The sequence below is a fragment of the Alicyclobacillus acidoterrestris genome (assembly GCF_022674245.1).
GTDB classification, from domain to species: Bacteria; Bacillota; Bacilli; order Alicyclobacillales; family Alicyclobacillaceae; genus Alicyclobacillus; species Alicyclobacillus acidoterrestris.
Window position 1 is genome coordinate 942,501 of record NZ_CP080467.1, and the last position, 11,604, is coordinate 954,104.

Annotated in this window: 9 protein-coding genes; all 9 read left to right on the forward strand. The window is 54.5% G+C overall.

The genetic code is table 11. The features are described from left to right. The first annotated feature begins 76 nt into the window (after positions 1-76). Entirely contained in the window at positions 77-1,279 is a 1,203-nt protein-coding gene (locus tag K1I37_RS04430) for a transposase (RefSeq protein ID WP_242215907.1), read from the forward strand. Positions 1,280-2,306: 1,027 nt separating this feature from the next. Then, entirely contained in the window at positions 2,307-3,116 is an 810-nt protein-coding gene (locus tag K1I37_RS04435) for a uroporphyrinogen-III synthase (RefSeq protein WP_021297824.1), read from the forward strand. Between the two features lie 234 nt (positions 3,117-3,350). Then, entirely contained in the window at positions 3,351-4,466 is a 1,116-nt protein-coding gene (gene menC / locus K1I37_RS04440; RefSeq protein ID WP_236613917.1) for an o-succinylbenzoate synthase, read from the forward strand. A gap of 137 nt (positions 4,467-4,603) precedes the next feature. Then, entirely contained in the window at positions 4,604-5,290 is a 687-nt protein-coding gene (ftsE, locus tag K1I37_RS04445; RefSeq protein WP_021297826.1) for a cell division ATP-binding protein FtsE, read from the forward strand. Further along, positions 5,274-6,167: a permease-like cell division protein FtsX gene (ftsX, locus tag K1I37_RS04450; protein ID WP_021297827.1), complete on the forward strand. Its 894-nt coding sequence runs from the start codon at positions 5,274-5,276 to the stop codon at positions 6,165-6,167. The genes ftsE and ftsX overlap by 17 nt, the downstream gene beginning before the upstream one ends. A gap of 139 nt (positions 6,168-6,306) precedes the next feature. Further along, positions 6,307-7,569: a PDZ domain-containing protein gene (locus tag K1I37_RS04455; RefSeq protein ID WP_021297828.1), complete on the forward strand. Its 1,263-nt coding sequence runs from the start codon at positions 6,307-6,309 to the stop codon at positions 7,567-7,569. A 124-nt stretch (positions 7,570-7,693) separates the two neighbouring features. Further along, positions 7,694-8,497 carry a flagellar motor protein gene (locus K1I37_RS04460; protein ID WP_021297829.1) on the forward strand — a complete coding sequence of 268 codons (804 nt, stop codon included), beginning with the start codon at positions 7,694-7,696 and terminating at the stop codon, positions 8,495-8,497. After that, the gene (locus tag K1I37_RS04465) at positions 8,475-9,296 is read left to right on the forward strand and encodes a flagellar motor protein MotB (protein ID WP_021297830.1); all 822 of its coding nucleotides are present in this window, start codon (positions 8,475-8,477) and stop codon (positions 9,294-9,296) included. The genes K1I37_RS04460 and K1I37_RS04465 overlap by 23 nt, the downstream gene beginning before the upstream one ends. A gap of 285 nt (positions 9,297-9,581) precedes the next feature. Further along, positions 9,582-11,573, forward strand: a complete 1,992-nt coding sequence (gene uvrB / locus K1I37_RS04470; RefSeq protein WP_021297831.1) for an excinuclease ABC subunit UvrB — start codon at positions 9,582-9,584, stop codon at positions 11,571-11,573. The last annotated feature ends 31 nt before the right edge of the window (positions 11,574-11,604 follow it).

Here is an 11,604-nt window from a genome sequence, read left to right on the forward strand (position 1 = left end):
GAAAAAGGACTTCACCCCAACCTTCGAGAAGATTTCAAGTGACCAAACAAGAAATTTTCGAGGAGGGAAGTCCCACTTGTATATTCTCCAACCATCGCTCTTTTCCTTTGAAGACTGGCTAGAAATTGACTCCAGCGATCGTCTGCCCTTGTTCTTTGCTGTCTTGGATTTACAACCCTATGCTTCGAAATTGAGAAAACAGTCACCCCAAGGCGCGAAACCTATGAATCGTGAAGCGATTCTGCGTGCACTGCTGGCTGCTCCGCTTGAAGGAATCTCAACGTTCACAAGGCTTCATGAACGGTTGGCGCGAGATATACGCTTTCGCTACCAGTGTGGGTTTCGAATCGACGAAGCAGCCCCGTCGGTCTCCACACTGAGTCGCGTGTTTTCAGCCGTTGTTGAGTTGGGTCTCGCTGAGAAGCTCTTCATTGACCTGGTCAGTCAATGTAAAGAAGCGAGCATCATCAACGGTCGCCATTTGGCTGTGGACAGTGCCGCCGTGAAGTCCTACGAGAAAAAGCAACCTAAGTCCAAGAGCCAGGAAACGGGCAATGCCAACTGGGGCGCAAAATACGATACCTTTGGCAACAAACTTGCTTGGTTCGGATACAAATTCCACTTGGCTGTGGACACCGCGAGTGAACTGCCAGTTGCTTTGGATGTCACACCAGCGAACGTCTTTGATGGTGAGATGGCGGCGCCATTGCTGGAACACGTCGTGACGACGCACGGTTGGAAAATCGACTTTGTCATGATGGACGCTGGATATGATCAAGTCAAAAACTATGAAACGGTTCGTCAATATGGTGCACAGGCAATTATCGCGATGAACAAGCGCGGTGAAAAAGAACCGCCTGAAGGAATCGCATCGGACGGGACGCCGCGTTGCACGATGGGATATGACATGGTGTATTGGGGTGCAGACGGTGACCGACTAAAGTTTCGCTGCCCGCACGCGGTTGGGAAGGTAGATTGTCCGCTTGGAATCGCGACATGTTCCGAATCCAACTACGGTATGGTGGTCAAAAAGCGGATCACAGAAGATATTCGGCGTTACTGCGCACCACACCGAGGCACGCAGAATTGGAAGCTGTTATACAACGAGCGAACTGCTGTAGAGCGTTGTAACGCAAGGCTTAAGACGAATTTGACGGCGAACGACGTCCATGTCCGAGGCATCCGAAAAGTAAAGACACACATGTTCCTCAACGCGATCGTGTTACTTGCATCGGCACTAGCTGTGAACCATATCGAACGACACAAGAAGACTGCATAAATCAAAACGAGTTGACGTGACGAGAAACGGCGCAAGAATACCAGTATGTGGAATTTAGTTTACTTCCCCTAGGTGTTGTTCCTTTTTCACCTCCACCCAAAACGACCATTCTGCAAAACGCTCAACTGAAAAGCCGCCGGATAAGGTCGGAAAAATACCCTATTCGGCACCCTGGGCCGTGATTTCCGGTGATTTTGCGGGCATAAGGTAGAATTCGTGCGCTAAATGCCCCGAATCCGCTGCAATGCCACAAATAAGGCAGAAAACGTGCACTATGCGACCTGGCCACCGGCACCGCACCCCGGCCACGGGCCCATCACCCTCCGAAGCCACATACGCGCCCCCTGCCACCCAGCCTGCATGTCCTAATAAGACATATCAACTGAAAAGCCGCCGGATAAGGTCGAAAAAATACCCTATTCGCCGGCTTGGGCCCCGATTTCCGCAGATTTTTCGGGCATAAGGTAGAATTCGTGCACTAAATGCCCAGAATCTGCAGCACTGCCACAAATAAGGCAGAAAACGTGCACTATGCGGCCAGGTCCCCGGCACGGCCCCCGGCTCCCGGCCCAACCGTCTCCGAAGCCACATACGCGCCCCCTGCCACCCACCTACATGTCCTAATAAGACATATCAACTGAAAAGCCGCGGGATAAGGTCGAAAAAATACCCTATTCGCCGCCTTGGGCCCCAATTTCCGCAGATTTACCGGGCATAAGGTAGAATTCATGCACTAAATACCCCGAATCCGCTGCAATGTCACAAATAAGGCAGAAAACGTGCACTATGCTGCCGGGTCGGGGCTCGGGTCCCCTGCGCTTCCTGCACCACGCGACCAGGTCTCCCGCACCCCCTGCACTACGCTGCCTGGCCCTTGGCACTGCGCCCCGCCCCACCGCCCCCGGCCTCCGTCACATTTCTTTCACCTCATCGGACATTGCAATTGCTACAGTGGAATCGTAAGGTAGGCTACAGGTACACATTGAACGTGATTGTTTGGCAGAGCAGATAGAGAGGGAGTGGGCGTGTGAAGCTTGAGGGGAAGCGGATCGTTGTGGCGGCGGATCGGAGAAGTGACGAGATTACAGCATTGGTGGAGAAGTTGGGTGGCGAGGCTGTTCTCAGGCCGCTGCAAGGGACGTCGTACACAGATGAGGCGCTCGTTGTGCGGGAGTTGGAGGAGCTGTTGGATACCGGCGCCGACTGGGTGATTTTCACCACCGGTGTTGGGGCGCAGAAGGTATGGGACATCGCTCAGCGTTGTGGTCGGCTCGAGGCACTGCGGGCGTTTTTGCAGACGGTGCAAATCGCCGCGCGTGGGCGCAAGACCACCAAATTCCTGGTCGATCACGGCATCGAACCAGACGCCCGCGACGACGATGGGACGACGTACGGCGTGTTGCGGGCCCTGGAACCGTTCGATGTGGCGGGGAAGCGGGTGGTGGTGCAACTGCATGGCGACCTGCCTAAGTCGTTGGATACGTGGTGTGTCGAACAGCGCGCGAATGTGAGCTTCATTCATGCTTATACCTATTTGCCGCCGGAAGCGGATGTACTAGAGGCGCTGTTGATGGACATTGTCCATCGCCGAGTGGATGCTGTGACATTTACCAGTGCGCAGCAGGTTCGCTTTCTATTCGATTACGCGGCGAAGGAAAATCAGGTGGATGCAGTGGTGGCTGGCTTCGACGAAGTCGTCGCGACCGCCGTTGGAAAAGTGACTGCGGAGAGCCTCCGGGAGAATGGCGTGCAGCGCATTGTCGCACCAGAGGAGGAGCGTATGGGCGCGATGATTGTCGCGTTGATGCGGTACTTTGAAGGGGAATCTCTAAAGTAGGGATACGTTGGAAAATCGGTGATCAGTCTTCGTCCGCCGACGGTGTTAGGCGGGCGTTTGTCTGTTGTAGACGCCTACTAGGTAGACACATAGGGTGGCCCTGCGCGGATGTCGTGGCACGTACGGGATCCTTAGGTGTACGCGCGTGTGGGAGATATTGTAGTGGCGTCGACGGCCAGATTATAGGGAACACACACGGATACTATAGACGTTCGGGGGGCATTTGCATTGCAGGTGAAGCGTTGCACATTACATAGATTACGTATGCCGCTGCGACAGCCGACGCGCACGTCGTACGGGGTACATACGGGTAGGGATCTGATTATTGTCGAATTGGAGACGACGGCGGGTGCACGCGGGGTGGCGGAGTGTGTCGCGATGCGGGAACCCACGTATACCGAGGAGACGGTGGAGACCGCCTGGCACGTGTTGCGGGACTTCTTGGTTGGCCGTCTGCGGGGTCAGGTGTTTCATTCGGTAGCTCATCTCGATCGATTTGCGGATAGCCTACTGGCTATCCGAGGCAATGCGATGGCGCGCGCTGGTCTCGAAATGGCCGTTTGGGATGCGTTTGCGGCTGAGACGGAGACGCCGCTGTACCAGTTGCTCGGCGGTCAGGAGCGGGACGTGCCCGTCGGTATCAGCCTAGGTATGGAGGACTCTGTCGATGCGCTCGTCGAGCGGGCGCAGGCGGCAAATCGCGCTGGCTATCAGCGCATCAAACTGAAGGTTGCGCCGGGTGAGGACTTGTTGCCGCTCCGGGCGCTGCGCGACGCGCTGCCCGACTTGCCGTTGATGGCTGACGCGAATAGTGCCTATCAGGATGCCCCAGAATCCACTTTTGCCGAGTTGGACGAATTGTCGCTGATGATGATTGAGCAGCCGCTCTCGCCTGACGATTTGGTCGATCACGCCCGGCTCCAGCACCGCATTCAGACCCCCATTTGCCTCGACGAAAGTATCCGATCCGCCGCGGACGTCCGTCGCGCCGCTGAAATTGGTGCATGTGGCGTCATCAACTTAAAACCCGGCCGCGTCGGCGGTTTTACGCAGTCGCGCCGCGCCCATGATCAGGCGTGTGCGCACGGACTCGGGTTGTGGTGCGGCGGGATGTATGAGACGGGTATCGGTCGCTTGCACAACATCGCGCTCTGCAGTTTGCCCGGGTTTCAGTTGCCGACGGATGTGGGGCCGAGTGATCGGTATTTTGTCGAGGATATCGTCCAGCCTCCAGTACGCTTCTCCCGCCCTGGTTTTTTGCGGGTGGAGGCGATGTGTGGTGTGGCTGAGCGCGTCGACTGGCGGAGTCTACAGCGGTATACGGTGCACTCGGAGCACATTGACTTTTGACGAAGCCAGAATTTACAACAGGAATTTTGCCGAATGACGTCGAATTTCATTAGGTGGATTAGAATTCGGCGTTTCTTGTTACTGGGCGGGTTCTCGTTCGACACCGAAACATTCGAGTAGAGGAGTTTGATTGCACAGTGATAGAAATGCAGGATGTCTGGAAGGAATACCCCAACGGCACCTCTGCGTTGAATGGAATTTCTGTTCACATTCAAAAGGGTGAGTTCGTATATGTCGTCGGACCCAGTGGGGCCGGTAAGTCTACATTTATCAAATTGATGTATCGCGAGGTTCGCCCAACAAAGGGGCATATCTTCGTCAACGGATTTAACATTGAGCGTTTGAAGGACAGGAAGATTCCGTTGCTGCGGCGCAGTATCGGCGTCGTGTTTCAGGATTTTAAGTTGCTGCCGAAACTGACTGCGGCCGAGAACGTCGCGTTTGCGCTGGAGGTCATCGGGTTGAGCCAGCGCCAAATCCGGCGTCGCGTGGAGGATGTGCTCACGCAAGTGGGGCTCGAAGACAAGATGGACATGCTCCCGTCGCAATTGTCGGGTGGGGAGCAGCAGCGGGTGGCGGTGGCGAGATCGCTTGCCAACAACCCTGCCGTGATTATCGCTGACGAACCCACTGGCAATCTGGACCCGGACACCTCTTGGGGGATTATGCGCTTGTTTCAGCGCATTAATGACCGGGGGACGACGATTGTGATGGCGACACACAACCGGGATATTGTGAACTCGCTGCGTCGCCGCGTGATCGCGATTGAACAGGGGATCATCGTTCGCGACGAACAGAAGGGGCTATATGGATATGATGAGTAAAATCCTGCGTCACCTCCGCGAGGGGTTCCGGAACGTCTTGCGCAATGGGTGGATGACATTCGCCTCGGTCAGCGCCGTGACGGTGACACTTGCCGTCCTGGGTCTGACGCTGATTTTGGCGATGAACGCACAGCAAATGTCGAAATATGTGACCAACCAAGTTCAGGTACAGGCGTATATGCACCCGAGTGCCTCAGAACAAGCAGGGGAGCAGTTGGCGCAGAAACTTCGTTCTATGCCGGATATCGCCTCGGTTCAGGTGATTAGCAAAGAGGCTGGCATGAATGAAATGAAGCAGGAGTTTGGCCAGTATCAGGACATTTTGGAGCAGTATAAGTCGAGTCCGCTGCCGGTGCAGCTGGTGATTAAGGCCAAAGATCCGAGTAAGACGTTGCAGGTGGCCAACGAGGTTCGGCATATGCCGGATATCGATACAGTTCAAGACGGAAAATCGTATGTCAAATCCTTGTTCCGGACGGTGAGCGTCCTGCGCACCATTGGCATTGTGTTTGTCATCGCCCTGCTGGTGACATCCATGTTTCTCATCTCTAACACGATTCGCATGACCATTTTTTCGAGACGCCGCGAAATTGAGATTATGAAACTCGTCGGAGCTGCAAACTGGTTCATTCGCTGGCCGTTTATCGTGGAGGGCATGCTCATCGGGGTGTTTGGTGCGGTCGTTCCGCTTGTGATTTTAGGGTACGGCTATCATGTGGTGTATGACCGAATCCACGATATTCCGCTTATCCTTTCCATCAATCTGGTTTCGAGTGGCGCCTTGATTGCGAAGCTCGCAGTGGTGCTGCTTGGCATTGGCATCCTGCTTGGCGTCTGGGGTGGCGTCATGTCCGTAAGGAAATTCCTTCGCGTTTAATTCGTATCACGGTGCCGAGCTGACAGGAATTTGCACGTACGCGCGCGAATTCATCAGTGTGGCCAGTCAACTGGTGCACACTGTGACGGCCTGTCAGCTCGACAGGTGATACACGGCGTACAGAAAGGAATCCTACGGCATGCAGCACTGGACGGTAGCAGGTGGCTGGGGGCAGATTGTCCTCGTCGCTGTAGTCGCATTTTTACTCAATCCTCTCCACTATGTGGCTACGGCGCTGGTGATTTGGGATTTAGTCCGGAATATTAAACATGAACGACTGTGGTTTGGTGTCCGCGTTACGCGGATTATTCAGCCTGTGATTTTGCGGTATATCAAGGCCTGTGTTATCGGCTTAGCTGGTTCTGTCGCCCTCGTGTTGTTGGGGGCAACGGCGTCCTGGCAAACGATTCTGTTTGTCGCCGTGCTGTCCCTCGTACTAGGGCTTTTCCGATTTCGTTTCCTCAGTTCCATCGTGGCGATTCCGATCGCGCTGACCTGCTCCTTTGTCGCACATTACTTGCATGTATCGGGAAATAGTTGGTATGCAAGAATCATTGAGTTTCTGCAGACTTTTCAAATGAGGTCTTGGGTGCTGATTGCCATTGTCGTTTGCTTGGCTGAATTGTTTCTCCAGTGGTGGACGTCTCGCGACGCGGTATTTCCAGCGCTGGTCACGAGCAAACGCGGACGTCGAATTGGGGCACTCAAGTTACAATTGGGTTTTTCAATGCCGCTCGTCATTTGGATGTCCCCGATAGATGGTGTGGGGGTAAGTTTTCACGATGGCGTCAGACCGTGGTTGATGGAACTCCATCATCCGGTCACCCTGTGTGTGATGCCGACGGTGTTTGGGATCCATGCACTGTTCACAGCACTGAAACCTGAGCGAGTTCTGATTCAGTTCCGACGTTGGAATTTGCTCTACGCCGCGATACTCGCTGCGGGCTTTTCCGTGGTTTACTGGCTGCACACCGACATGGGTTACTTGGCAGCGCCCGTTCTCATTGTGGTTATGGAAGTGGTGCGGTACGTCTGGCGGCGTGTGGATGAAGCGAGTGAACCGGCGTATTCGCCATCTTCACAGGGTGTCATGGTGTTGTACACCATTCGCAATTCACTGTCACACAAGTTGGGGATTTTACCGGGCGAAGTGATTACGCATATCAATCAGACGGCGGTACACACCGAGTACGACCTGCACTTTGCGTTTGAACAGAACCCGGCTTACGCGAAATTTCAGGTGCTTGACCGGCGTGGTGAAGTTCGACTGATTGGCAATCCGGTGTATGAAGGCGAACGACACCAGCTAGGCCTGATTGTCGTCGTGTCAGGTGAGGCACCTGTGTTGAAATTGGCACGACCGTTCGGATTCCTCGAAACGTTGTACTTGAAACAGCAGTGACAAGCAAAACGTTGTGGTAGCCGACAGGCCAAACCAGTACAAAACGCGGTCGGACAGCCATTTGGCTGGATTCGAACACGCAGGAAATAGGGCGGATTCGGCTAGTCATGGGGGAGGAACCACAATGGATTTCGCAACGATTATAGGATTAGTGGTTGGTATCGGCGGACTGCTGGCCGGTTTTATTATGGACAAGGGGAGTATCGGCACACTCGTTCAGCCTTCTGCGGCGTTGATTGTGTTCGGCGGCACGCTTGGCGCGACGTTGGTATCGAGCCGGATGAAGTCGTTCTCGGCGATTGGCAAATACCTCAAAATCGCTTTCTTCACGAAGGCAAAGGACCCCCACGATACGATTGAACTGCTCGTTGATATGGCCGTAACGGCTCGACGCGAAGGGATTCTTGCGCTCGAAGAGCAGGTTGACGATTATGACGACGTGTTTCTAAAGAATGGCGTTCGCCAGATTGTCGATGGTGTGGACCCCGAGTTGGTCAAAGAGATGTTGGAGACGGAAATTGCGTACATTGAACGGCGGCATGAAACTGGTGTAGCGATGTTTGAGGCGGCGGGCGGATTTGCGCCGACGATGGGTATTATCGGTACGGTCATGGGGTTGGTACACGTCCTTGGGAACCTGCAGGATGTGACATCACTGGGGCCAGAAATCGCCACTGCGTTTATCGCTACGCTGTACGGCGTGGCCAGCGCAAACGTCTTTTGGCTACCAATCGCCAATAAGTTGAGGACGAAATCTGAAGATGAAATCCTTGAGCGGGAGATGACTCTGGAAGGTATTTTGTCCGTCCAGGCGGGTGAGAACCCGAACGTATTGAGGCAGAAGCTTCTGTCGTTCCTCGCGTCCTCGCAGCGCGCGCGGAAGAACGCAAAGGCGGGTGAGACCGATGCCGAGACCGCGCAAGCCTAGGAAACCGCAAAATCACGAGCGGTGGATGGTCACCTATTCCGACCTCATCACGCTTTTGCTCGTGTTTTTCATCATCATGTTTGCAATGTCCAGTGTCGACAAGGTGAAGTTTGCCACGTTGGCTGAATCGTTGGCGAGTGCCTTGCACCAAAGCAACGAGATACCGTTGCAGGGGCTGGGTAAGAGTTCACTGCTCCTCTCGGGTGATAACGACACGGGTGACAGTCCCCCGATGAACGTGCCAACGCCAGCGAAGACGACGCCAACCTCATCTGCTAAGGATGAAGATCAACAGCTTCAAGATCTCTATCAGATGGCAAACCAATACGTGATTTCACATCATTTGCAAGATAAAGTACAAATCACGAATCAGCAGCGGGGTGTCCAGATTACGATGAAGGACATCGCACTATTTGACACGGGTGAAGCTGTGCTCAAGTCAAATGCGCAAAATTTGATTCGTGGATTTGTTCCGTTTTTCAAGTCATTACCGAACGATATTGTGGTGGAAGGCTATACGGATAATCAGCCGATTAGCACGAGTACCTATCCTTCCAATTGGGAACTGTCCTCTGCCCGCGCGATGAGTGTGGTTCGCTTTTTGTCCGCTGACGGTATCTCTGCGGACAGGCTGTCTGGAACGGGGTACGGGCAATACCACAATATTGTGCCAAACGACACACCCGCCCATCGTCAACAGAACCGGCGGGTCAACATCGTGATTCTGCGCCAAGATGCGGCGCCGGGTACGGCGGCGGCCATGCCACAGACAACATCGTCCACGCAGACGTCGCCGTGACGACGCTTGTGATTCGAATTTGGTCATTGTCGTTTCGTCAGATCGGTTGCAGTGGTTGGCCGAGCTTACGGATTTCCAGTGACATCTCCTTTACCCTCTATGCAGACTTCTCTATAATTCCAAACAGAGACATTTCTCACTCGTAGCAGGGAACGCATGTTCCCTTTTTGCCGTGTTCGTGATAAGGTAATCCTAATGGATACACAGACTTCGCACTCCGCCTAGCGGAATTGCGTGGATATAACGACAAACGATCGAATACCGCACTTGACGGGAGGGCTTGGTTTGGCGACGCAACCCGGAAAGTTTGAACTTGTTTCAGAATATAAGCCGCAGGGAGATCAGCCTGCGGCCATTGATGCTTTGGTTGACGGCGTCGAGTCGGGACTTCGGCACCAAACGCTGTTGGGCGTGACGGGTTCCGGAAAGACATTTACCATGGCGAACATTATTCAAGAAGTGAATCGGCCGACGTTGGTCATTGCGCACAATAAGACGCTGGCTGCGCAGTTGGCGGCAGAATTCCGGGAGTTTTTCCCCAACAACGCCGTGGAGTATTTCGTCAGCTACTACGATTATTATCAACCAGAGGCGTACATTCCTTCGACGGATACGTTTATCGAGAAGGACGCCAAAATCAACGACGAAATCGATAAGTTGCGCCACTCTGCGACGGCGGCGTTGCTGGAGCGTAACGACGTCATTGTCGTCGCCAGTGTCTCTGCGATTTACGGTTTAGGTAGTCCTGCTGAGTACAGCCAGCACGTATTGTCTTTGCGTGTGGGTGCAACGATGGACCGCAACCAGATCTTGCGACGGCTCGTCGATATGCAATATGAACGCAACGACATCAATTTCACGCGTGGCACGTTTCGCGTGCGCGGCGACGTGGTGGAGATCTTCCCTGCGTCGCGCGACGAGAATGCGATTCGCGTCGAGTTGTTCGGCGATGAAATTGACCGGATAACCGAAATCCACGTGGTCACAGGCCAGGTGGTGGCGCGTCGGAATCACGTAAGCATTTTTCCGGCGTCTCACTTCGTGACGTCGCGGCCGCGGTTGGAGATGGCTATCTCGCGAATTAAGGAAGAACTGCGCGAGCGGCTTGCAGAACTTCGGGACGACGGCAAATTGCTCGAAGCTCAGCGCTTGGAGCAGCGGACGATGTACGACATCGAGATGATGTTGGAAATCGGCTTTTGCTCCGGGATTGAGAACTACTCCCGACATCTCGAAGGCCGTGCGGCTGGCGAGCCGCCCAACACGCTGCTCGATTATTTTCCGCCGGGGTTCTTGACGCTGATCGACGAGTCGCACGTGACGCTGCCGCAGATCCGCGGTATGTACGGCGGTGATAGATCGCGAAAAGAGACGCTGATCGAACACGGATTCCGGCTCCCGTCCGCGGCGGACAACCGACCGCTCACGTTTGAAGAGTTTGAGCGGGCTGTCGGCCAGTGCATCTACGTCAGCGCGACGCCCGGACCGTATGAAGAAGAGCACCAACAGCGGATTGTTGAGCAGATTATCCGTCCAACGGGGCTGCTTGACCCGACCATTTCTGTTCGCCCCATCAAGGGTCAAATTGACGATCTCGTCGGCGAAATCCGCGCCCGCATTCGCAATGACGAGCGCGTTCTCGTCACGACGCTGACGAAGAAGATGGCGGAAGACTTGACGGACTATCTCAAAGAGATTGGCATCCGCGTGCGCTATTTGCACTCCGATATCAAAACCATCGAACGCATGGTGATCTTGCGAGACTTGCGCAAGGGCGCCTTTGATGTCCTGGTCGGCATCAACCTCTTGCGGGAGGGGCTCGATTTGCCGGAGGTATCCTTGGTCGCGATTCTCGACGCGGACAAGGAAGGTTTTTTGCGTGCGCATCGGTCGCTCATTCAGACGATTGGGCGCGCTGCCCGCAACGCCAATGGCGCTGTTATCATGTACGCGGACAAAATTACGGATTCCATGCGTATCGCCATTGACGAGACGGAGCGCCGTCGCGCGAAGCAGATAGCCTATAACGAGGAACATGGCATTACGCCGACGACGATTCGCAAAGCTGTGCGCGACGTGATTGAGTCAACGAAGGTCGCTGAGGAGACGGAGGATTACGTCTCCGTGGCTGAGCAGGCGCAGCAGTTGAGTAAACGCGAACGCAAAGAGCTGGTCGCGAAATTGGAAGCTGAGATGCGCGAAGCAGCCAAGGAATTGCAATTCGAGCGCGCTGCGCAGCTGCGCGATATGATTTCCGAGTTAACCAACGCGTCATAAGCAATAGGTGCCCCGTGTCACACGACATTGT

Excerpts from the sequence above, each read along its gene's own strand:
- ftsX (WP_021297827.1), top strand. The coding sequence starts at position 5,274 with ATGGATATGATGAGTAAAATCCTGCGTCACCTCCGCGAGGGGTTCCGG.
- K1I37_RS04455 (WP_021297828.1), top strand. The coding sequence starts at position 6,307 with ATGCAGCACTGGACGGTAGCAGGTGGCTGGGGGCAGATTGTCCTCGTC.
- K1I37_RS04460 (WP_021297829.1), top strand. The coding sequence starts at position 7,694 with ATGGATTTCGCAACGATTATAGGATTAGTGGTTGGTATCGGCGGACTG.
- K1I37_RS04465 (WP_021297830.1), top strand. The coding sequence starts at position 8,475 with ATGCCGAGACCGCGCAAGCCTAGGAAACCGCAAAATCACGAGCGGTGG.